This is a genomic window from Veillonellaceae bacterium (assembly GCA_025992895.1).
Lineage (GTDB): Bacteria > Bacillota > Negativicutes > Veillonellales > Dialisteraceae > Dialister.
In genome coordinates this window covers 175,963-199,872 of record DAJPGA010000001.1, presented here as the reverse complement: position 1 = coordinate 199,872, position 23,910 = coordinate 175,963, and the positions used below count along the sequence as shown (strand labels likewise).

Sequence of the window (23,910 nt, the reverse complement as noted above, 5' to 3'; positions counted from 1 at the left end):
AGAAAGACAGAATAATATCATAAATATATTAGGAGGTCATTCTTATGCCATGTAAAACCAAAGCGTCCCCGGAGGAAATGTTAGACCAGATTGCTTCATATCTCTATCAGGGTGTTACGATTACCCAGGCAGCTGAAAATCTTCATATGAGCCGCATAACATTCAGGAAATGGGTCCTCCGGTATAAAGAGGAGGGCTTTAAGGGATTGCGGCCCAGGCAGCATTTGTCTTACTACTCCAATCAGATGAAGATCCAGGCCGTAAAGGAATATCTTAAAGGCAGTGTTTCCATGCTTTCCGTCTGTGCCAAATACAGAATTTCCGGCACACTCTCCCTTAAAACATGGATTGAGGCGTATAATGAGCATAAGTTGACAGACCTCGTTTCTGAAGGAGGAGATCTTATGGGCAAACGCCAGCAATCGGTCAAGGAAGAGCGAGTCAGAATCGTTCAGGAGTGCATCGCCAGTGGATGCGATTATAACAAGATAGCCAAGAAGTACAACATGTCCTACCAAACGCTCTACACATGGGTAAAAAAGTTCAAGGAAATGGGCGAAGTTGGTCTTGAGGATTACAGAGGAAAGCCGATCAGGCTCCAAACGCCCCGGACCGAAGAAGAACAGCTGCGTCAGGAGAATGCCAGACTTCTTGAAGAACAGAAGGATCTTATAGCAGAGATTGCCCTGCTAAAAAAAAAGATGGAGATAGAGGAAAGGTTGCGTTCCTCGAAGGATTCAGCCTTACTCACCTTCTCAGAGATTTTAAAGCCATAAAAGAAGTCCATGAAGAAACCAACATCTCCATAGAAAGTCTCTGCCGACTCTCAAAGGTCTCCCGGGCAGCTTATTACGGATGGCTGAATCATATTAAGAGCGGCCGTGAACTGCTGAGAGAAAAGGTCGCACAGGAGGTCATGAAAACCCATCAGGAATATCCGGATATGGGATACCGCCGGATTAACGATTGGATCAAGAAGGATGACAACATCAATATAAATGTAAGCGACAGTCTGGTTCTTCGTATCATGCGGATACTTAATATTAAGTCCGTGATCAAGTACAAGACCGATGGTTGCACTCGTAACGCAAAGGATCCAAAGTACATTTTTGAAAACCTGCTGAACCGTGACTTTGATGCCGGCGTGTCCAATGCAAGATGGATGACGGATGTCACTGAATTCAAGTACACAACTGCTGATGGAGTTTTGCACAAGTTATATTTAAGCGCGATTATTGACGGCCATGATCGCCGGATTGTCTCTTATGTCATCGGCGACAGGAACAATACTGCACTGGCTTTTGAGACAATGGAAAAGGCACTTAAAGAGAATCCTGGAGAACATCCAATGATTCATACCGACCGCGGATTCCAGTATACAAGCAACGGATTCCATAAGATTGTTGAAAAAGCAGGACTGGTTCACAGCATGTCCCGTGTAGGCTGCTGTGCAGACAACGGTCTGATGGAAGGGTTCTGGGGAATGCTGAAGCGCGAACGTTACTACACACGTAAATTCACCAGCCGTAAAGCAGTGGTAAGCATGATCAACGGCTACATCTACTTCTACAACAACAAACGCATTCAGCGCAAATTACATCTTTTAGCTCCAATGGAAGTATTCAACGCAGCTCCAATGGCTGCATGATTAAGATTAAAGTACGATTAGATTTTTTATGATATTTATTTGTCTGTATTAACAAATCCGCACCACCCTTCTGGGGAAGGTGCGCAGCTTATCTTTTATCTGTAGCTGCGCGGAAACAGCAGTTTATAAAAATACCGGGCGGAAACAGCATTTCCTCAAGGCAAAGCCTTGGTCTTATGGTTTTCAAAGGTGCAGTTTCTAAAAAGGAGTGCGCGGAAACAGCAGTTATATAAAGATGCCGGTGGATAGGGTTCATTTCCAGAGCGAAGCGAGGCTACCTGTTTTTATCTTCTTCCGCTCAGATCTATCTTTCTGTCCTGAATTTATAACGAAACTATAAACAACTACACAAGAATGTTGTAAAATAAAAGCAATAACGGAATTGCATAATTCCGACCAAATTATAGAAAAATTAAAAGAAGTATCCGGCGGATGAGAGGGATGCTTTAAGGAAAGGAGGCGCGGTTCCGCAAGGGTGCTGCTGCGGCAGGATCCACTCAGAAGATTCTGGGAGAGCGAGTTTGCGGATGGTGGTGGAAGGCCATCCCCGCTTGCGGTTTATAAAAGGGGAGGAATATTAATGAAACAAGAACGCCGTAAAATTATGACGGCATTGATCATGTCCAGTCTCCTGAGTCTGGGCTTTTGTGGTGCGCCGGCTTATGCCGCGGTCACTGCAGAATCCAGCTCCGGGACGGTGACCGGGAATGAAGATACCGGGACGGTCAATGGTAACACATTAAATATCGTATCAGGAACCACTGTGGGAAGCGCGGTGGCTGGAAGTACGATAACAACAGTAGAATCAGGTATGACAGACAGCATTTCCGCAGACAGCGTATCAGGAAATACGATTGCTGTCACAGGCGGCACAGTCAATTCTCTGGCCGCGGGCGGACTGTCGCTTAATGGGAGTACTTCAGAAAACAATGCGGAGATTTCCTCAGGCAGTACTTCTTATTTATTAGGCGGCTTATCAGGAACAGGAGCCTCTGATCAAAATACCGTGACAATCTCCGGAGGCACAGTCTCAAAGATGGCAGCCAGCGGTGCGTCTCTTTATGGAGGAGCATCAAATAATACAATCACCGTTTCAGACGGCAGCGTCGAAGCTGTCTATGGCGGTATCGGCAATGAAAGTTTGACAAATAATCCATACAGAACGCTGAAAAACTACCTTAGAAACGCAGAAGACAGCAGTTCAGCCGCAGGAGAAACCAATTCCAACCATGTCATCATTGAAGGAGGGACGGTTGGAAAGGTGTATGGCGCAAGCAACTGGAGCAGTGAATCTTCTGAAGAATACAGCGGGAATGCTGTCGGGAATATTGTGGACTTTTCAGGGGGTACTGCTACCGGTGCGATAACAGGCGGCGATACACTTGCCGGAGATGCCAATAAAAACATTGTCAATATATCCGGAGGAACCATAAAAGGGGTAGGCATTTACGCGGGTTCAGGTGTTTACGGAAATGCTGCCGACAATGTCATTAATATTACTGGAGGCACGTTTACAGGAGATCCTGCCAGAACGTGGTTTGGAATTGAGGCTGGTGCTTCCGAAATTTTTGGAAAAAGCGTTACAGGAAATATCATCAATATTTATGACGGGACGATAGGGTCATCCAGCATCGGCACGGTGGAAATTGATGCCGGAAATAATCTGGGAGACACCGATGCAGTCAGCATTACCTCCCAAAATGTCGTCAATATTTATGGTGGCACGATTGAATCTTCTGTCGGGAAGATGATGCTGATTGACGGTGGTTATAACGAGGAGACCGGAACCGACAGCCTGATGGAGGAGAATGCCATCAATATTTCCGGGGGAAGCATTGGCGCAGCCGGAGGGAATACCAATAAAATATATGGCGCGGTCGGTATATATGGCGCAGGAACGATGGTGAATAATACGTTTTCCATGACCGGCGGAACGATTGGAGCCTCAGCGGATGCGGAAAGCGGAGATACGAATGAAGCAGCTGGCGCGTATACGATAGAAGGCGATGCCAAAGGAAATACCGCTGAATTGACGGGCGGATCATTTGGTGCTTATAACGCAGATACCAATACGATTATGGGCGCTAAATCAGATGATGGAAATGTCTCGGAAAATACAGTGATACTCTCCGGTGTTACTGTCGGCTCTGCCAAGGCCGGAAATGCATCACTCATCGGCGGCGATGCAGAAGATGGCGATGCCTCGGGAAATACGGTAAGACTGACGAATGCGGCAGTCGATTCTGCTTCGGATAAGACTGTCACAATCAGAGGCGGTTATGCGTCAGGAAATGCCACAGGAAATACAGTGGATATCAATGGAGGCACCTACGGCAAAGACAGCAAGACTGTCGAAATCACTGGCGGCTATACCGGAAGCGGCAGCGCCAGTGAAAATACGGTCAATGTTCAAGACAGCACGGTAAAAGGAAGTATCACCGGCGGCCAGACGAGCACAGGCGATGCTGCAAGCAATAAGGTGGACTTAAACGGTGCGAATATAAGCGGCTATATTTACGGCGGCCATGTAACGACATCCGGCAATGCCAGCACAAATGCGGTTACCCTTACGGGTGGCAGCACAGGGTCCAGGTATATCTATGGCGGCTATACCAAGAAGGGGGCTTCCAGTCATAATACGGTCTCCATTACCGGTACGGATTTCACAAATTCCTATCGTATCTATGGCGGTTATGCGGCAGGTCCGGGCACTACGGAGGATTCTTCCGGAAGCACCTATAATACCGTCTCCATAACTGATGGAGATACGGCCGGTTCCGTTACACTGAATGGAGGCACGTCGACAGAGATTTACGGCGGCTATGCCTATCAGGCGGATGCCAAAAATAACGAGGTCACGTTTGATGCTGAGAATGCCATCATCCGTTCTATCTATGGCGGGGAAGCAGCCAGAAGCGGGATGGCCTACGGGAATACGGTAAATGTCAAATCCGGTACACTGAGGGCTCTTCTCTTTGCCGGTCATGCACCGAGCGGCATAGCATATAACAATACACTGAATATTTCCGGCGGCAATATTCAGGTAAACAGCAAGGCAGGCGCCGGTTATGGTCAATCCGCTTCGAATAATGTATTCAGTATTTCCGGAGGGACTTTCGGCCGTACCAATAACAATGCATCGATCACTCTGGCTGCCGGAGAAGCAACCGCAGATGGCGGCAGTGCCGACCACAATACACTGATTATCACAGGCGGTACTTTTGGCAGGCAGGATTATGAAAATGCCAATTATATCAACATCTATGGCGGGATCAGCAGTGCCTCGGAAGAAGATAATAATGCCAGCTTTGCAGCCAATAACATGGTGAGCATCTCTGGCGGCGTCATGAATTCCTATGGTGACTATGTCCTCATTGCCGGTGGCTACATGGAAGATGTCGCAGCCAGCGGAGAAATCCGCGGCAGTGATACTGGAGATATTGTTTCCAGTGAAGCATCGAACAATACCGTCGAAATCGGCGGCGGATCCATCAACGACGGCACTTATGAAAACGCAGGCGGCGATGTCAATATCATCGGGGCTGATGTAACTGCTGGAAATGTAAAGCTCAATACGGTGACCATATCCGATGGCACCATCGGTACGGCCGATACAGGTGTCACGCAGATCATAGGCGGCTATACAGGCAGCGGCTCGGCATCCGAAAATAAGGTAACGATTTCTGGCGGCACTCTCGGTAATCCGGATACACCTATGGATGAGGAATCTGACTTCCTTGCCGGCGGCTTTACGGAAGATGGTGCTGCAAGTGATAATGCACTGACCGTTTCCGGCGGCTCGATCCTAGGAAACTTCGCCCTCTACGGCGGGTATGGTACGGCAGGCAGTACAGGCAACAGCATCACCCTGTCAGGCAGCATGAGTACACCGGAGGTTATCGCCGGCTATACCGGGAGCGGCACGGCCAGCAAAAATACGATCAACCTAGAGAGCGGCACCATCAGCGCCAGCGGTATTATGGCAGCCGGCTATTCTGCTGACGGCGAAGCATCGGATAATACAGTCAATATTACCGGCGGCGTGCTGAGCGGCACGGCAGCTCTCTATGGCGGCTATGGCACGACGAGCACAGGAAATACGCTCAATGTCTATTCGAAAGGAAATACTGTCGGCGAACTGGGTTATTTCCAGAAGATCTATGTCGCGCCTGAGGCAGACTTGACCATAAATGCGGCAGATGCGGAGGGAGCAGAAAATACAGGCGGTCTTTCTGTAGAAAATGGCACGACTGTTGATGCAGAAGGTGCTCTGACAATTGCCGGAGATCTCTCTTCCGATGCTTCGACTGTCACGGCAGAAAATGCAACCATCGGCGGCACGGTTTCCTCTACGAATGGATCCACCGTTTCCTTAGGCGGCAGCAATCTGGCCCTGACGACAGCCAATGTGGACAACACCAGTACACTGACACTGACAAGCGGCAAGCTGACGACAGAAAAACTCTCTGACTCCATCACGGGCGGCGGCAAACTTACCCTTGATGGTACAGCTACACTTGCCACGACGGCAGGCCAGGTATTTACCGATGGGGATACCACCGAAACGACAGCAGGGGACAACGGTCTGACCGAGACCGCGGCGGATTCCGTCAATTTCAAGGCAGGCACGCTCTCCCTCTCGGATGATTACAGCTATACATACCTGACGAATATCCAGAAGACCATGGACGCACTGGAAGATTCCACGACCAGTATCGTTATGACAGGAAATCTGGTAAACACATCCGGCATTACAGATAATACGGTCAGCCTTGCAGAAGCCAGCGCAATTGGCGATAACGTGGCACTGAATAACGTCAATGTGGAAGCTTCCACAAACATTGCTATCGGCGGTGCTTCTTCTGATACAGGAGCAACAAGCATAGCCCAGGGCTTCAGCGTCGGGGCTCTCAAACTGACCGGAGATGCTTCGGAAGTTTCTGTAACCGGCGGCCAGACATTGACCCTCGGCGGCAGCGATACGACGGATGTCATCACGACAGAAAGTACGGCAACACCGACCGTCACGCTGACGGAAGGATCTACCCTTAATATCGGCAACAGCGTAGTGACAGAAGATAAAGCGCTGAACGTCGCTGCTGATGTGACTGCGGAAAACAGCACGATAGCGGCCAATGGACAGACCACCGTTACTGGTGACGTCACACTGATAGATTCCACGCTGCAGGCGGCGACCGGCGCACTGACACTGGAAAAGGACCTCACGACAAGCGGTACATCCAGCATTACGGGCGATGTCACTGTCGCTGCATCCATCAAGGGCGATTCCACCACGACTCTGAATCTGGGTGATGAAACTGCCGCTGCTAATCTCAGCGCGGAAAGCATCAACCTCTCCGGCGGTACGCTCTACCTCGATCCGGTCTGGATAGGCGGCACGCAGCAGGAAGGCACAGAAGTCGCTGTGGGCTCTCTCTCCAACTCCAATGTTATCGTGGGAAATAACTCTACACTGACAATCGGCTCCACCGACAAGACCCTTGCCGAGCAAGCATTTACGGACAGCGGACTTACCTGGAGTGACACGGATATCCTCTCCGCGCTCTATGTCGCAACAAGCACCAGCCTTTCCAATGGCAGCATCATCATTAACAGCTCGGCCACTGCAGACAGCACAGCAACGGCTGGCACATTCAAGATGGGCAAGAACTCCCTCCTGATGGTTGACGGGAACAAGGTATCCGGGAGCCAGGCAGCCGCTATTACGGATGTAAGCACTACCGATATTTCCTCTTCCGCAAAGATTTACATTTCAAATGCCAAGGGCAATACCACATACAACATCCTCTCCGGCACGAACGTCAAAGATGGAAACGGCCTCTATGCAGAAGCCGGAGCAGCCGTAAACAGCAATGTCTTCTCGTACGGGCGTCTGCTTGAATTCGTCGGCGCTGAAGGAAATGGGGAAACACAGTTCTCCGTCACCGCTGAATCTCAGGACGCGCATGATGTATACGGCGATAAAGTCATTGCGCCCAATACCATCAATGCTGCTATGAATAGCGGCGGTGCTGCATCTGCCTTTGCTCTCGCAGCTTCTGACGACAATTTGACCGAAGAAGCACAGGAAAACGCATTTAACAGCGCATCCGCTCTGACCGAACTTGCCGGCGTACAGCATGGACTCTATGCGGCGAATAACCTCTTTGACAGCTCCCTCGCATCCCACCTGACCGGCCTCTACACAGAAGATCAGGATAAGGACCTCTGGGCTCATTACATCCATTCCAAGGAAAACGTCCGTGGTCCCGGCCTGGCCAATATGGGGGCGTCCTATGATGCGCAGTTCAATGGCGTTGTCGTCGGCAGTGATTTCTATAAGAAGGGAAATGCGACAGTCGGCGCAGCCCTGACGTACATGGATGGAAGCTTCTCTGGAAATACCGAAGCAGCGCACACTAAGAACGACATCGACTACTACGGCCTTGCTCTCTATGGCAGGGTCGAACAGGGAACGATGACCTACCTTGGCGATATCTCCTACCTGCATGGAAGCAACGATCTCAAGCAGCATAACAGCGGCAGCACGATTACAGGATCCACTGACAGTGATACCTACAGCATCGGCGTCAGAGCCGAAAGAGGCATCGGACTTGGCATGGGTACACTGACCCCGTTCGCAGGCCTCCGCTACGCACACCTTGGCACAGATGCCTACACCGACAGCCTCGGCGTACGCCATGACAGCGATGATGGTAACGTATGGATGCTCCCGCTCGGCCTCCGCTACAGCGCAGACATCAAGAACGGAAGCTGGACCATCCGCCCGATGGCAGAAGCAGGCTACGTATGGACATTCGGCGACCGTGACGGCACTGATAAAGTAAGCCTCGACGGTGCAAGCGATGCCTTCGGCTTTGACATCGCCGACGCAGGCAGCTGGTACGGCAGACTTGGTATCGAAGCAGCCAAAGGAAACTTCACCTACGGAGTCGCTTATCAGTATCAGCACGGCACCAGCGTACAAAGCAACACCTGGACCGCAGCCGTCAGATACCACTTCTGATAGGGAAATTATGTAGGAAATAGGGAAAACTCCACTCACCATTTTCTGATGAGTGGAGTTTTTGTGTGGGGAGTAAACGAAAACCATGATAAAACCTAGTAAAAGGATGCTTCGCCTTTTTAGAAACTGCTGTTTTCGTCGCCTAACGGCGCCACTTCCCCCGTGGGGGCAGCTCTGCGATGAAGAAATAAAAGAAACCAGTTCTTATTTGTTTTGAACTTATATAGCCTTCGGCTGTTGGTAATCAACCCTATCCGCCCTTCGGGCACCTTCCCCGTCTGGGAAGGCGAGTGTTAGCGCCGATGCCACATCTCCTCTTTCTTATAGAAATCCGTCTATATTTATTACGAGAAAAATCATACTTAGTTTATTTTTGAGTTTTTATTGCTGCAGGCGTTATCATAGGATTTTATTATAAAAGCTTCGCATATCAATTATTTTTATACCGGTCAATTTCAGGGCGGTCTGATCTGGGCAAATTTCTTCGACCGGGACGCATTTATTTTTTAAAATGTGAAATTTTCCGATATATCGCTGAATAGCTTCCCTTTTGGGCCTTTGGCGATTTCCATCCTAACAAAATGAGTTTATAAACTCCCCAAAAGATAGATATGAGGCATACTTGCGTTTATAGTTTCGTATTATTTGATTTTTAGAAAAATGGTTTCCATGGTACAATCAAGAAAAATCCGCTTTCTGGCGGGAAAGGATGTGGAGCATGGTAGGAATGAATGAGCGTTTGAAGACTGCGGCAGGAAAGCTTCTTTTGGCGGAGGATTGTTTTTACTTGTATGACGAAGCGGGGATCCGGTCCCGTGCCAGGGCTCTTACGGGATCCTTTCCTTCGGCGAAGATCCTGTATTCCCTGAAGGCGAATCCTTTCCTTCCCGTGGCGCGCGTGATGAAAGAAGAAGGTTTTGGCGCGGATGCGGCAAGCACTGCCGAGGTGCGCCTGGCGGTTTCTCTTGGGATGAAGAAGGAAGAGATCCAGTACTCGGCGCCGGGGAAGCGTGCAAAAGACATCCGGGAGACGCTGGAGCTGGCAACGCTGGTTGCGGACAGCGCGGGCGAGATTGCGCGGATTGAGGAAGCGGCTAAAGAAAAGGGGATCCATGTTTCAATCGGCCTTCGTATTCATCCTTCCTTCGGTTTTGCAGGAGGCAGAGGCGAGCCGTCGAAGTTCGGGATCGATGAGGAAGAGGCGATTACCCTTTTGAATGACTGGCATTTTCCGCATGTCTCTCCGGCCGGCATCCATGTCCATCTGAAGAGCCAGGAGCTCTCCGAAGAAGCGCTGGCGCTCTATTATGAGAACGTCCTTCTCATGGCCGAGCGTCTTGGCCGGACGGAGGCGATGGAGCTTTCTTTCGTGAACTTGGGCTCAGGCATCGGGATTCCGATGGATCCGGAGGACGAGGAAATGAACCTGGCGCTTCTTGAGAAAGCCTTTGCTACGCTTGCCGGGCCTTTCCATGACCGTTTTCCCAAGGCGCGCCTGTTCCTTGAGAGCGGCCGGTATGCGCCCGGGCCTTCCGGCTTCTATGTGACGAAGGTGCTCGACAGGAAGGTGTCGGAGGGGAAAGTCTTCCTCATCACGGCAGGGACGATGCATGGTTTCCTTCGTCCGGCACTGGCACGTCTTGTGGAGAAGTACGATGCGACCGGCCATCCGGCGCTCTGCGAGCCGCTTTTCTCCGGCGAGAGGGCATTTCCCATTTCCACTTTGAAGGAAGGAAATCCGGAGACGATCACGATTACGGGCAACCTCTGCACGGCAGCGGACATCATCGCGGAGGACATCACGCTCCCGCGCCTTGACGAAGGGGACGGCATCGTCATCGGCAATGCAGGCGCGTATGCGGCGACGCTTTCGCCCTTTGCCTTCTCCTCACTGGAGCGTCCGAAGGAATTTCTTCTGAAGGAAACGGGCGAAATAGAGGGAGTATAAATTTCTTGAATGGAAGGGCGGAGAAATCCGCTCTTTTTCAATGGCCAGACAGGCCTTTTCGTTCCAAATCTTCCTTTATGGCGGATTTTTTACGGTATATAATAAAGAAAAGGTTTCCCATAGTAAACGTCCCCGATGGAGACCGGCAGGCTTTTCGCCGGGAGGGGAGCGGGAGGGATGAAAATGAGCGAAGATGAACAGATAGAAATCAAGGTGAGAGACCCGGATTTCCGGGAAATGATTTATCGTACTTGTTTCATGACGATCAATGGCGCTGTCTTCTCTGCGCTGATGGAAGCGGGCCTGCGGGGGCTCTTCCCGGGCGAAGATGAGAATGGCGTCATTGTTTACGGCTATATCGACCCGGTGAAGGGCATCTGTTTTGAAATCCTGGGCGGAGGGCGCGAGCAGAACGGCATGGTTTCCGTCCTTTCCGCGCTGCAGGAAACGTCGGCTTCCGTGACGAAGGAAAGCGTCAATGACTGCCGGATCATCCCCTTTGCGGGGGAGAAGATTCCTGTCTTCCAGAAGAAAATGGAAACAATCCGCGCCATGTACGCCTGCCCGCGCGACCTCGCGAAGGTCCGTGAAATGGACATCATCGACGAATGGCGTCATGCGGACATTCCCGACCGCGTCCTCGTCTACCTCATGAGAGACGGAGAGCTGCCCGAACCCTGCTGGGTCCTCACGACCGGCCTGAACGGACGCAAGATCAAAGGCCGCCTTCTTCGCGACCCCAGAGGCGACTTCGGCGTCCGCGGCGGCGATGATATTGAATTTTCCATCCACAGGGAGGACGGAGACGTCATCTGTGTGGCACAGTTTTAGGAGGAAGCATGAAGAAAAGAAAAATCGGAAATCTGACCGTCTCGGAAATAGGGATGGGATGCATGGGATTTTCCCACGGCTATGGGAAAGTGCCAGAAACATCGTACAGCGTCGCTGCCATCCGCGCAGCGCATGACTACGGCTGCACCTTCTTTGATACCGCTGAAACGTACGGCAGGGAACAGTTCCACCCGGGTCACAATGAAGAAATCGTCGGCCGCGCCGTCGAAGGCTTCCGAAAGGACATCGTCCTTGCGACAAAGCTCCATATTTCCACCGAAGAATACGATCCGGAAGGGGACATCTACAACGTCCTTCTCCGCCACCTGACCGCATCCATGAGACGCCTCCGCACCGATTACGTCGACCTCTACTACCTCCACCGCTTCAACGAAGCCATTCCGATCGAGAAAATCGCAGAAGGCATGGGCCGTCTGATCAGGGAAGGAAAAATCCGCGGCTGGGGCCTCTCCCAGGTCGACGTTTCCATCCTTTCCAAAGCCCATGAAGTCACGCCCGTCACCGCCGTGCAGAACCTCTACTCCATGGTAGAAAGAGACTGCGAAAAGGAAATCTTCCCGTACTGCATCGGGCACCGCATCGGCGTCGTGCCCTTCTCGCCCCTCGCCAGCGGCCTCCTCTCCGGCAAAGTCACCGCCGAGACCAAATTCGGAACTGACGACGTCAGGAAATTCGTCCCGCAGCTCTCCAAAGAAAACCTCGAAGGCAACCGCCCGATCGTAGAACTCCTCGAAGAATTCGCCAAAGTGAAAAAAGCCACGCCCGCGCAAATTTCCCTCGCATGGATGCTCTATAAATACCCCAACGTTGTCCCGATCCCGGGATCCAAGAACAAAGAAAGAATCCTCGAAAACCTCAAAGCCTCCGAAGTCACCCTCACCAAGACCGAATTCGCCCGCCTTGAAGAAGCCCTTGGTGCCATGGAAATCCACGGCCACAGAGGCATCAACGAATCCCAGCAGCACTCCTTCTCCAGCCACTGGATGAAGAAATAAGTGAACCATCCCACACAAAAAGGGGCTGTGACAAAATAGTTAATCATTTTGCCACAGCCCTTTTTCTATTGGAATATTCCACTAAAAGATTATCCAACATATGTATTTATTGGTTCTATCTGAAAACCTCAAAGGATGCTTCGCCTTTTTAGAAACTGCACCCCTATCGCCCTTCGGGCACTTCCCTCCGTTGGGGGGAAGCTCGGCGATGAGAAACAAAAGAAATCAGTTCTTATTTGTTTTGAACTTATATAGCTTTGCTCGAGAACTACTGTATTCCCTGGCTTCGCCAGGACCTTCTCCTTCGGAGCAAGGTTAACACCCTTAAACCTCGCTTTGCTCGAGAAAAGGAAGAAGCAACGTTTTAATGGATTTTGTCACAGCACCTTTCTTTATTTTCTTAATCACAAATCCTTATGGATGAAGTGTTTCTTTCCGCTGGCGTAGTCGCCTACTATGTCTCCGTGGCCGAAGAGTTTGTACTTGTAGGAGAGGAGGCCTTCGAGGCCTACGGGGCCTCTGGCGTGGATCTTGGAGGTGGAGATGCCTACTTCAGCACCGAAGCCGTAGCGGAAGCCGTCGGCGAAGCGGGTGCTTGCGTTCTGGTAGACGTTGGCGCTGTCGACCAGGGTCATGAATTTCTCGGCTGTTTCTGCATTCTGGGTGAGGATGCAGTCGGTGTGGTGGGAGCCGTAGGTATTGATGTGCTGGATGGCTTCATCGACACCGTCTACGATCTTCAGGACGATGATGAGGTCAACGTATTCATGATGGAAGGATTCGCTTTCCGGGATGATTTCCACGGGAGTGATTTCGTTGACTTCTGCTGTGCCTCTGAGTTTCACGCCGGCGTCTTTCAGTGCTTTGGCAAGGTCCGGGAGGAGGTCTTTGGCGACGTCCCTGTGGATCAGGACGGTCTCGACAGCGTTGCAGGCTGCCGGGTACTGTGTCTTAGCATCGACGATGAGAGGAATCGCGGTTTCCTTGTCGTATTCCTTATCGACATAGATGTGGCAGACGCCGTCGGCATGGCCGAGGACGGGGATGTTCGTATGGTTCATGATGTACTGGACGAATGCGTTCGAGCCTCTTGGAATCAGGAGGTCGACGGTGTCGTGGCATTCGAGGAGTTCGTCGATTTCATTGTGCTGCTCTGCCTGGAGGAGGCAGTTTTCCGGAAGGCCTGCGTCGATGGCTGCCTGATGGATGAGGGAGAAAAGGACGCGGTTCGTCCACGTCGTTTCCTTGCCGCCTTTCAGGATGGCGCAGTTGCCGCTCTTCAGGCACAGAGAGGAAATCTGGACGAGGGCATCGGGGCGTGCTTCGAAAATGACGCCGATGACACCGATCGGGCAGGTGACGCGGTAGAGCGTGAGGCCCTGGTCGAGTTCGCGGGCAAGGGTGATATTGCGGAGTGGATCCGGAAGCGCCATGAGGCCTGTGAGTTCTTCGGTGACGTCAGAAAGCTTCGCTTCGTCGAATTTGAGGCGTTTCTTGACCGAAGCCGGGACGCCTGTTTCCTCGGCAAGGGCCAGATCTTTTCTGTTGGCTTCGAAGATTTCTTCTTTATGCGCGTTCAAAGATTCGCGGATGAGGGCGAGCGCCTTGTTTCTCGTTTCAAGCGATGAAGCGGCGAGAAGGGGCGATGCGAGTTTCATTTTCAGTGTTTCGTCATGGATATTCATAGCGGGCCTCCTTTGGCAGGAATGTACCCTCATTGTAGTCGGACAGGGCGGGGCGCGTCAAGGCAATCCTTATCGGGCGGGGCGGATTGTGCTATGATGAAGCAAAGGAGGGGAGCCTATGTTCAGGAAACTGAAGCAGTACCAGAAAGAACGAAAGTGGACGCTCTATGCCGCCACTCTTTTCGGCCTGCTCGTTTCCATTTTTCTTGTCGTGCTGCTCCTCTTCAAGGTGGCGAGCCTCGGTGCGGCGGGGATCTTCAATTATGCCGTATCGAAGCAGAAAATGCTGCGCGGGACGATCACGGTCGAGGAAATCACAGCCAATATCCATGGCGGCGTGACGTTCACGAATCTTGCCTGGGATGATCCGGAAGGAAATCCGATCCTCCGTGTGCCGACGGGCACACTCAAGGTCAATCCATGGGACATCGTGACCAGGAGATTGAAATCGACCACACTGGAAGGCATCACGCTGAACGATCCTGTCTTCGCTGTCCGCTATGATGAGAACATGCAGGTCGACTTCGTCAATCCAAAGGAAATCGAAGACCATTCCGGCGACGACAAAAAGAACTTCAACAGGAACGGCAAGCGCCTCAAAATGAATTTCATCCTGAATAATGCAAAGATTCAGACCTTCTACCTGGAGCGCCATCATATTTTCAATCACGTGAATATGGAAATGGACCTCGACACGAAGGGCATGACATATATTTCCCTGACGACCGGACCCTTCGGCGGCACAGCTGTCGGCGACGGCGTGAAACTCTATGGCACCGTGGACTTTTCGAAACCCGATCAGGAATGCCACTTCGATGCAGAATTTGACGGTATCGATCCTTCCTCTCTGGGCCTTGGGACAAGCATCCGCGACCGCCTGACACTGAAAGCTCATGCCGACGGCCCCTTAGCAGGACCGACAGCAGACGGCACACTGGAAATGAAACGCCTCCGCATCCCTGCGCTGCGCTTCCATGACGTGCACGGCGACATCCACTACGAAGGCGGCCTCCTGACCTTCTCCAACGTCAAAGCAGGCGTCTACGGAGGAAGACTCCTCGCCCGCGGCGACTACGACATCGATTCCCGTGCTTACAATATTTATATCAATGCCTGGGACATGGACACCAGGTACCCGCTGAAGAGTGATAAATTCTACTGCCTCGTCGACCTCGTCGGTGAAATGCACTGCGACGGCAACCCGGCAGACCTCGACTCCTTCGGCACCTTCCAGTCCGGAAGCGGCTTCTACATGCTCGCTCCCTTTGAAAAGATCACAGGCCGCTTCGACAACAAGGGCCACACCCTTGCCTTCTATGACGTTAAACTGTACACGAAACTGGGCATCGCAGAAACCGACGCCTTCAGCATCGTCAAAGGCCGCCTCCACCTGGGCGAAATCCGCCTCGTCGACCCCGACACCGGAGAAGCCATGCGCATCACCGACGCCGTAGGAGAGCAGGAAGCCGTCAAAACCTTCAAAGGCATCCAGCAGAACATGAAAGAAATCAAAGAACAAGTTAAGGACTTCAAAGACGCACTGAAAAGGTAGGGGGACTAAAAACCATAAAACCTCGCTGTGCTCGTGGAAATGAACCCTATCCACCGGCATCTTTATATAACTTCACCTCATTCGCGCAGCTACAGATAAAAGATAAGCTGCGCACCTTCCCCAGAAGGGAAGGCTTCACAAGGAATAAAGAAAAGATTTCAGGTCTGATTTGTTTTGGACCTTTTGTACCCTATCCCATACGCCCTTCCCCGTCTGGGAAAGCGAGTATTTCGCTTCTCCCATCGATTCCCATCCACACCCTCCAAGGGCTTTGACGAAGTGATTGCACATTCGTCAAAGCCCTCTTTTTGTTTTTTCCAAATCGGAATTTCTCGGAGCGGTATCAATATTTACACTATATCGTGTTTATTGCTATAATACATTCAAGAATAATCGTATGCAAAATAATTATAATAATCAAAGCACTTATACTTGTTCAAAGGAAGGTCATTTCTATGCATTCTCTGTCGGTTGATCTGCTCCTTCTTGCCATGGTGCCGTCTCTTTTTGTTCAGTACAGAGTTTTTGCATCTCTTTTGACACCTCGGGATTCCCGCCGGCTGGCCGGGGCGTTTGTCATTTTGTACCTTGCCTTTTTCGCAGGCGTCATAGAGATATTTTCTCAGGGAACTGTAGGAGCCGCATGGATTTCCTTTAAGGATGTTTTTGCCGTGCATGCGATTCCCTGTCTTTTGATTGGGCTGCTGTTTGTCCCTTCGTACCGGCTGCAATATATATTTGTCCTGGGGATGCAGGGGCTTTTCGTCGTGGCGGTGCTTACGCTGGTCATGAATATCGAGCTCCTTTTCGTTTCCCGGGATGAATTTTTCCAGTATATCGACGAGTACCTCCTGGCGTATACGCTGTCGTATGCCTTGCTGATCCCGGTGCTTTTGAAATTTTTCCACACGGTGATTACGCCGAACCGCATGGTGGATATGCTGGCTTTCTGGAAATATATGGCTGCGATTCCTGTGCTGGCGCTGCTGTATTCCATCATCCTGGCGCATACGAACGAGCCTGTTGCACGGGAGTACCTTGTCCCGCGGATGCTGCAGGCCTTTTTTGGTATCTGCATTGCCATCACGATGTACCTCAGCACCCGGAAAATGAGCGCGGCCATCGATGTGAAGCGTGAGAATGCGGCTTTGATGACGCAGATGGAAATGTTTGCCAATTACACGCGGATGCTTCAGGCTTCCCAGAAGCGTTTGTCGATCTACCGTCATGACACGCGGCACCAGCTGCGTCTTCTGTCCAGCCTGATTCAGGAAAAGGACAGCGCTGATTCCCTGGCATTTCTGGAAACGCTCAAAGAGGAGCTGGCCCACACGCAGCCATATCATTGGGGAGAGAATGCTTGCATGAAGAAAGCACTGCAGCCTCTCGTGGAGAAGGCCCGGGATGAGGGAATCCATGTCATGGCAGACTTGTCACTGGCTCCGGAGCTTCCCTTCGAGCAGGAATTGGGAGAGGTGGCTGCCCTCCTGACGGAGGCCGCGATGGCGGAGAGCCGGCAGCAGGATAAGGAAACGCGGGCCGTCATCTTCATTGCGCGCCAGACGGATACGGCTGTCATGCTGGTTATCGGGAACCGTCAGACGGAGCCGGTAGAAATGGATGAGGAAGGCCGTCCAAGAAATGGCGGGTATGCGAGAGCGTTCCTATCGCTCGCGCCGTTTATGACGCGCCATCAGGCAGACAGCCGGTATACGTGTGAAGAGGGATGGATGATCGTCAATCTGCGTATCCCTTGGAAGAAAGGGGATGCCGTATGATCTGTATACTCATTACCTTTCTTCTGACGCTGTCCGTCGTGCCGCCTGCGTACCTGCAGTATGCGTCATTTGTCCCTTTTATCTCTGAGCAGCAGAAGCGGTGGATATATGCCGGGTACGCTGCCTGTTTCACAGCCGAGACACTGGCCCTGCTGGTCGTTTCTCTTGGCGGGCAGTGGGCGTATTCCCTCGTCATGTTCAAATGGCTCTATACCGTGCTCTGGATTCCTTATTTCATCTGGGCCGTCATCATCATCCGCCCGTATTTCTTCCAGCATATCTATGTGTTTGCCCTGCGCAGCGTCTTTATGATTATGCTCCACACGCTCGTCTACTACCTGTTCTACGTACTCATCCAGATGGGAATCTTCCCGGGCAGGGAAAGCCCTGCGCTCTTTCCGCTGGAGCTCTTCCTGTACACCATCGGCTACTTGCTCTGCCTGCCGGTCCTGATCCGGTACTTCAATGAGGTATTCCGGAACGACCATGTGCTCAGCATGCGGGGGTACTGGAAATATATCTGTATCCTTCCTTGCCTGATCTTTGCGGAAGCGGCATTTTTTACCACACAGAGGGTTCCTGAGGTGCTGCATGTAGAAATGCTCGTGCCGAGAATCATCATTACCTGCGCCGCGCTCCTTATCGCATTCAGCGTAAAGGCCGGGCTCGAACAGGTCGATGCCGTGTACCTGGCCTATGAACGCAAAGATGCCCTCACCGCGCAGATCCGGTCCAATCAGAACTACGTCCAGTCGCTGAATGAAGCACAGAAGCTGATGGAAGTTTTCTGGAAAAAGCAGCGGGAATACCTGCAAAGACTGACAGACCTCGTATCCCATGGGGAATATGAGCCCGCATTGAAGCTGATTGAGCAGATCGGATGCAAACTCGAGCAGACGAAACGGCAGCAGTATTGCAAAAACACAGTCGTCAACGCCGCCCTTACGACGTACCTTGACGCGGCGAAACAGGAGGGGATTACCGTCACGGCCAAGGCCGATATCCCCGACTGCAGCCCGTCCTTCAGTACAGATTTATCCATGGTCTTTTCCAACCTCATCGAAAACGCCGTCCATGCCAGCGAGAAACAGCCGGAGGGCCGGCGCGCCCTGACCGTCATCGCCGTCCGCCAGGACGACATGCTGAATATTCTCATTAAGAACCGCTTTGACGGGAAAGTCGCATTCGACGAAAACGGCCTGCCCGCAACCAATGCCCCGGGCCACGGCATAGGCATGAAATCTCTCGCCCATTTCCTCGATGCACACAATGCTAACGCCATCTGCACCTGCGAAAAAGGCTGGTTCAGCACGTACGTAAGACTTGAACTGCCGAAAGAGTAGGGGGCGGGGATGAGCAGCCTTCGGCTGAAAAAAACATACGACCGAGCTTTACTATTCTAACCAAATACACCCACACAAAAGAGGCTGTGACGAAATAACGATCATTTCGTCACAGCCTCTTTGTTTTATACTATGCTCCTTTCTATTACAAATACTATTTGAACATCCTTATGCCTTGTTCTGGGCAGCCATGGCCTGCAGTTCAGGGCGGAATTCTTCTACCAGTTCGGCTTCTGCCTCTGCACCTTTGCTCAGGGCTTTGTAGATGATTTCTGCCATTTCATAGCGGGTCATTGTGCGTTCACCGTGGTACTTGCCATCTTCGTAACCCTGAATGATGCCGTTGCCAGCCAGGCGGGATACGGCTTCATAAGCCCAGTGGTTTTCCGGTACGTCCGGGAAGTCTTTGGACAGGTTCGGATTGAGGACGGAGAGGAGCGCATCCATCTGCTGCTGCAGCTTGTCGACTCAGGATTCAAGGCCTTTGACGTAAGCAGCGTTTTCGGCCATCTGTTTATTCCGAGCCTTGTTGCCGCCGTGGCCGATGCGGATGGCTACGCCGCCGCCGACCATGTTGTCGCTCGAGCCGACGGTGCCGGACACGTTGAACATGACGTCTTCGTTAGGGCGATAGAAGAGGCCCAGGGCTGTTGCTGTCTTGTTCTTGTAGTTGCCTACGGCAGCGGCTACATTGAGCTTGGAATCAGCGTCAAATTCAAGCGGATGGAGGTTGGCCATCGCTGCTGCATTGGCACCGGCTTCGTTGATGCGGCTGTCCATCGAGGCGACGCGCTGGTTGGTTTCATAGAGCTGTGCTCCATTGACGGCGTCGAGGCTGTCCGCTGAGAGTTCTCCTGGTGCTACGTTGGTGATCTTCTGGTTATTCGCATGGATGCCGTTGTCGTCAATGTAGGTCTTATTTCCTACCTTGTAGGATGCGGCAGTCACGCTGCCTGCTATGCTGGCGTTGCCGCCTGCGCTGAGATCTTTGGCAATCGTTACAGAATCCTGGAAGTTTGCGGCTCCGCCTACGTCAAGAGTGCCGTCTACGGATGCATTGTTTGTCACATGCAGGTCTTTCGTGGTGGTCGTGCCGCCAACGGTAAGATCTTTTGTGACTTCGGCATAGTCCATGGTCGCTTTTCCTGTTTCAAGGGTGTTGCCGGAAATGGTGGTTTTCGTGATCGAGCCTTCACCGATAGCTGCGTTGTGTTCCGCATTTTCAAAAGTGGTTCCCTCTGTCGTGGTAGTCACAGTCGTATTCCCGACGACATCCTGAATCTGCGTGCCAGCTGTATTGGTCATGTTTTCTTCTGCCGTATTCACCAGATTCTTGGCATCGTTGGTGATGGTGCCCTGCTTTGCTGTCTGGGTGATATCCTGGCTGGTTTGTTTCACGCCGGTGCTGTTATCTCCTTGTGTAACCGTCGTATTGATGTACCCGTTATCAGCATCCTTCAGAATATCAATGATACTGCCGCTGACCATTCTTTCTGTCGTGGTCGTTACGGTCTTGACAGAGGCGTTGTACTGCGTATCGCTGGATTTAATCAGCTGCTCCGATTTGTCGACGGTGCTGTTGGTATTGTTAAATTTCGTGCCGTCGGTGATGGACGAAGCCAGGCTCTGTGCGTCTTGGTTGGCAACAGTCGTATTTGTGCCGTCGGTTACGGAGGATGCCAGCTGATCGGCCTTTTGCAGATTGTTGGAAATATTGGATCCATCGGTGATATTAGTGTTAGTCTGGCCGGCGATGGTGTCAATGGTGGTCTTGGTGCTGCCATCTGTGAGCAGGGATTTTTCTTCTGCTGCACCACGGAGGTAGGAGGCTGTCTTGCCATCGGACTGGCTCATCGTTTCCTCTGTCTGAGAAGACAACTGGGTGGATGTGTTGGATCCATAGTCATTGGAAACCTTGCTGACAATGGAACTGGAAGCTGTCGTTTCTACATCGACAGCGTTGCTGGTGATTTTGTTCTTCGCTTCGTTGATGATGTTTTCGGCTGTCAGGCTGCTGTCACCGGTTACGGTCGTAGTCTGCTTGCCGCCGATGGTATTGGTCTGGTCTTCGGTGATTTCATTGATCTGGCTGCCGTTGACTGTGTGTGATTCTTCACCAGTGACGTTGGTTTCCAGGCCGCCGTTATAGTTTTCTGTTGCTTTTTCAGTTACGGTTTCTGTCAGTGTGCCGGTCACGGTATTGGTCTGGTTTCCATTGACAGTATTGCTCTGATCGCCATTGACAGTTGTACTCTGGCTGCCATAGGTTTCGGTCACAGCACCTGTGACATCTTCAGTCTTGTCGCCGCCGATGGTAGTGGTCTGGTCTTCAGTGATTTCATTGGTCTGATTGCCATCGACAGTATTGGTCTGGTCGCCATTGACTTTGTGTAATTCTTCACCGGTGACTGTGGTCTCCAGGCCGCCGTTATAGTTTTCCGTTGCTTTTTCGGTTACGGTTTCTGTCAGTGTGCCGGTCACGGTATTGGTCTGGTTGCCATCGACAGTATTGGTCTGATTGCCGTTGACGGTGTGTAATTCTTCACCGGTGACGTTGGTCTCCAGGCCGCCATTATAGTTTTCCGTTGCTTTTTGGGTTACGGTTTCTGTCAGTGTGCCAGTAACGGTATTGGTCTGATTGCCCGTGACTTCGGTACTCATATCGCCACCCACTGTCGTCGTGAGATTTTCGCCGATAGTATTGGTCATGTCTTTTGACGCCTCGTTGGTGATATTTTGGGCAGTATTGGAGATAGTGCCGCTCTCGGCTGTGTTGGAAATATTTCCAGCAGTTGACGTAGTAGTGATGTCATTCACGGCTTCATTGGAAATGGTATCCGAGGCTGTATTGACCAATGCTTTCGCATTATTAGTGATAGTCCCTTGTTCTGCTGTATTGGTGATATCCTCAGCCGTCTGTGTGGTAGATGTCGAATTGTCACCGTTTTTCACTTCGCTGGTGATAGTATCTACCTTCTGATCCATCTTGGAGAAGATTGTATCTGGGGATGAAAGGTTTGAAATCACATTGCTCGATTCTGCAGCATCCATCTTGTCTACGTTTCGGGTTGTTCCATTGGCAGCCGTTTCGGTCTTGCCCTTTTCTGTTAAAGTGGATGTGCTGGTATATGTTATTCCATCGCCATCCAATATGCTGTTTTTGGATGTCACATTACCGCCCTGGATTTCCGTATAATTGTTTAAATCCAGTTTACTGGTGATGGTGTTGGCATCAAATGTGCCGTCGACGGTCAGATCTTCTTCTACTGTCAAATTTCCGCCGATCGAAGCATCGCCGGTGATTTCCAGAGTTCCGGCTTCTACGGCACCAGTCGTTTCAATCGTACCAGAGCCCACGTCCAAGCTGCTGCCGGAAATGTCTCCCGTCACAGTCAGGTCACCGCCTACGGAAGCATCGTCGGTCACTGTCAAGGAATCTGTCTTCGTGCTGCCTGTATTGGTAATGCCATTGGAAGTCAATGTGCCGCCGATGGTAGCAGCACCGGTGGTTTCCAGAGTTCCGGCTTCTACGGCGCCAGTGGTTTCAATCGTACCAGAGCCCACGTCCAAGCTGCTGCCGGAAATGTCTCCCGTCACAGTCAGGTCACCGCCTACGGAAGCATTGTTGGTTACTGTTAGGGAATCTGTCTTCGTGTTGCCACTCGTTTCCATGCTGCCTGCAGTCACTTTATTGGTTACATCTATACTGCCTGCGGAAACATTGCCTGTAAAGGTGCCGCTGCCAGCACTGACAGAGCCACTGCCGACATTAACGGACGTGCCTGTGATCGTCGTGCCTGTGATAGCACCATCTGAGATAGATCCTCCATTGGTATTCAGTGACGTGCCTGTAATAGCACCGCCAGAGATATCTCCTCCCTGTGTATTCAGGCTTGTAGCCGTGATATCGTGTGTGCTCAAATCGCCTGTTGTAGTAATATCGTTAGCATTGATATCGCCAGTTGTAGTCAGATCGCCTTCGGACAGTGTAGCAACGCCGTCGGTCAGGGTCGTGCCGGTAACAGTTCCATTGCTCATGGAAGCTCCCTCGCCGTCAGTCAGAGTACCGCCGGTAATGGTGCCAGTCGCTGTGACATCCACCGCATCAGTGAGGCTGCCGCCGGCCAGCGAAGCAGTGCCATCAGTCAGAGTACCGCCGGTAATGGTGCCGCTGGCGGTAAGGTCCCTGACATCGGTCACGTCGCCATCTGCACTAATATCCAATTTACCATCCAGAGCGTTATTTACTTCTGTCTTAGTCGCATAGGTACTTGCCACCTCTGTCTTTGTCGCATAGGTATTTTGCACCTCGGTCTTTGTATACACGTCGGCCGAATTGGCTTTTTCATCCAGAGCATCATCCACTTCTGTCTTCGTCGCATAGGTGTTTTCCACCTCTGTCTTCGTTGCATAGGTGCTTGCCACAGTTGTCGAATCTGCTTTACCGGCCAGTCCCGACTCCAATTCTGACTTCGTTGCATAGGTGCTTGCCACAGTTGTCGAATCTGCTTTACCGGCCAGTCCCGACTCCAATTCTGACTTCGTCGCATAGGTACTTGCCACGTCGGCCGAATTGGCTTTTTCATCCAGAGCATCATCCACTTCTGTCTTCGTCGCATAGGTGTTTTCCACCTCTGTCTTCGTTGCATAGGTGCTTGCCACAGTTGTCGAATCTGCTTTACCGGCCAGTCCCGACTCCAATTCTGACTTCGTTGCATAGGTGCTTGCCACAGTTGTCGAATTTGCTTTACCGGCCAGTCCCGACTCCAATTCTGACTTCGTCGCATAGGTACTTGCCACGTCATCCGAATTGGCTTTTTCATCCAGAGCGTTATCCACTTCTTCTGTTGTATACACGGTTGCTGGGGTGCCTGGATCCGTTGTATTTACTGTGACGGATGCCCAAGCGTTTCCTCCGCCGGCGAAGGTGAGTACCATGGCCAGGGCTGCTGCGGATGTCAGAAGTTTCCGTCTGGCCTTGCTGCCGGTGCTGGCTGACTTCGTGTGGCCCTTGGCTAATTCCGAAGCCGTGACATAGCAGTTCTTCGTCCTGCTCCAGATAACCTTAAAGATTTTGTTCAT

General features: G+C 51.6%; 12 protein-coding genes. 9 read left to right on the top strand and 3 right to left on the bottom strand.

What is annotated here, in order from left to right:
• The first annotated feature begins 77 nt into the window (after window positions 1-77).
• The 6 genes from OIM03_00845 (at window position 78) to OIM03_00820 (ending at window position 12,470) form a co-directional block, all read left to right on the top strand.
• Window positions 78-776: a helix-turn-helix domain-containing protein gene (locus OIM03_00845; GenBank protein ID HJI72829.1), complete on the top strand. Its 699-nt coding sequence runs from the start codon at window positions 78-80 to the stop codon at window positions 774-776.
• A 29-nt stretch (window positions 777-805) separates the two neighbouring features.
• Window positions 806-1,648, top strand: a complete 843-nt coding sequence (locus OIM03_00840) for an IS3 family transposase (GenBank protein HJI72828.1) — start codon at window positions 806-808, stop codon at window positions 1,646-1,648.
• A 580-nt stretch (window positions 1,649-2,228) separates the two neighbouring features.
• The gene (locus OIM03_00835) at window positions 2,229-8,675 is read left to right on the top strand and encodes a hypothetical protein (GenBank protein HJI72827.1); all 6,447 of its coding nucleotides are present in this window, start codon (window positions 2,229-2,231) and stop codon (window positions 8,673-8,675) included.
• Window positions 8,676-9,393: 718 nt separating this feature from the next.
• Complete coding sequence (locus tag OIM03_00830; GenBank protein HJI72826.1) at window positions 9,394-10,623, top strand: hypothetical protein; 1,230 nt, start codon at window positions 9,394-9,396, stop codon at window positions 10,621-10,623.
• Between the two features lie 183 nt (window positions 10,624-10,806).
• The gene (locus OIM03_00825; GenBank protein HJI72825.1) at window positions 10,807-11,454 is read left to right on the top strand and encodes a hypothetical protein; all 648 of its coding nucleotides are present in this window, start codon (window positions 10,807-10,809) and stop codon (window positions 11,452-11,454) included.
• Window positions 11,455-11,462: 8 nt separating this feature from the next.
• On the top strand, window positions 11,463-12,470 hold the full coding sequence (locus tag OIM03_00820; GenBank protein HJI72824.1) for an aldo/keto reductase: 1,008 nt from the start codon (window positions 11,463-11,465) through the stop codon (window positions 12,468-12,470).
• Between the two features lie 404 nt (window positions 12,471-12,874).
• Here OIM03_00820 and OIM03_00815 read toward each other — a convergent pair whose 3' ends face one another.
• Window positions 12,875-14,155: a glutamate-5-semialdehyde dehydrogenase gene (locus OIM03_00815; protein HJI72823.1), complete on the bottom strand. Its 1,281-nt coding sequence runs from the start codon at window positions 14,153-14,155 to the stop codon at window positions 12,875-12,877.
• Between the two features lie 118 nt (window positions 14,156-14,273).
• On the opposite strand from OIM03_00815, the gene OIM03_00810 reads away from it, so the two are divergent.
• From OIM03_00810 to OIM03_00800, 3 genes are all read left to right on the top strand, one after another.
• Window positions 14,274-15,707, top strand: coding sequence for a hypothetical protein (locus OIM03_00810; protein ID HJI72822.1), 1,434 nt, complete (start codon window positions 14,274-14,276; stop codon window positions 15,705-15,707).
• Window positions 15,708-16,162: 455 nt separating this feature from the next.
• Window positions 16,163-17,485 carry a hypothetical protein gene (locus tag OIM03_00805; GenBank protein HJI72821.1) on the top strand — a complete coding sequence of 441 codons (1,323 nt, stop codon included), beginning with the start codon at window positions 16,163-16,165 and terminating at the stop codon, window positions 17,483-17,485.
• The gene (locus OIM03_00800) at window positions 17,482-18,828 is read left to right on the top strand and encodes a GHKL domain-containing protein (protein HJI72820.1); all 1,347 of its coding nucleotides are present in this window, start codon (window positions 17,482-17,484) and stop codon (window positions 18,826-18,828) included. Before OIM03_00805 ends, OIM03_00800 begins: the two co-directional genes overlap by 4 nt.
• A gap of 168 nt (window positions 18,829-18,996) precedes the next feature.
• Here the strand turns inward: OIM03_00800 and OIM03_00795 are convergent, their stop codons facing one another.
• On the bottom strand, window positions 18,997-19,275 hold the full coding sequence (locus OIM03_00795) for an S-layer homology domain-containing protein (GenBank protein ID HJI72819.1): 279 nt from the start codon (window positions 19,273-19,275) through the stop codon (window positions 18,997-18,999).
• Between the two features lie 21 nt (window positions 19,276-19,296).
• Window positions 19,297-23,910, bottom strand: coding sequence for an ESPR-type extended signal peptide-containing protein (locus OIM03_00790; GenBank protein ID HJI72818.1), 4,614 nt, complete (start codon window positions 23,908-23,910; stop codon window positions 19,297-19,299).

What these genes read in the sequence shown, in the direction of transcription:
- OIM03_00845 (HJI72829.1), top strand. Translation starts at nt 78, where the DNA reads ATGTTAGACCAGATTGCTTCATATCTCTATCAGGGTGTTACGATTACC.
- OIM03_00835 (HJI72827.1), top strand. Translation starts at nt 2,229, where the DNA reads ATGAAACAAGAACGCCGTAAAATTATGACGGCATTGATCATGTCCAGT.
- OIM03_00830 (HJI72826.1), top strand. Translation starts at nt 9,394, where the DNA reads ATGGTAGGAATGAATGAGCGTTTGAAGACTGCGGCAGGAAAGCTTCTT.
- OIM03_00825 (HJI72825.1), top strand. Translation starts at nt 10,807, where the DNA reads ATGAGCGAAGATGAACAGATAGAAATCAAGGTGAGAGACCCGGATTTC.
- OIM03_00820 (HJI72824.1), top strand. Translation starts at nt 11,463, where the DNA reads ATGAAGAAAAGAAAAATCGGAAATCTGACCGTCTCGGAAATAGGGATG.
- OIM03_00815 (HJI72823.1), bottom strand. Translation starts at nt 14,155, where the DNA reads ATGAATATCCATGACGAAACACTGAAAATGAAACTCGCATCGCCCCTT.
- OIM03_00810 (HJI72822.1), top strand. Translation starts at nt 14,274, where the DNA reads ATGTTCAGGAAACTGAAGCAGTACCAGAAAGAACGAAAGTGGACGCTC.
- OIM03_00805 (HJI72821.1), top strand. Translation starts at nt 16,163, where the DNA reads ATGCATTCTCTGTCGGTTGATCTGCTCCTTCTTGCCATGGTGCCGTCT.
- OIM03_00800 (HJI72820.1), top strand. Translation starts at nt 17,482, where the DNA reads ATGATCTGTATACTCATTACCTTTCTTCTGACGCTGTCCGTCGTGCCG.
- OIM03_00795 (HJI72819.1), bottom strand. Translation starts at nt 19,275, where the DNA reads ATGGATGCGCTCCTCTCCGTCCTCAATCCGAACCTGTCCAAAGACTTC.
- OIM03_00790 (HJI72818.1), bottom strand. Translation starts at nt 23,910, where the DNA reads ATGAACAAAATCTTTAAGGTTATCTGGAGCAGGACGAAGAACTGCTAT.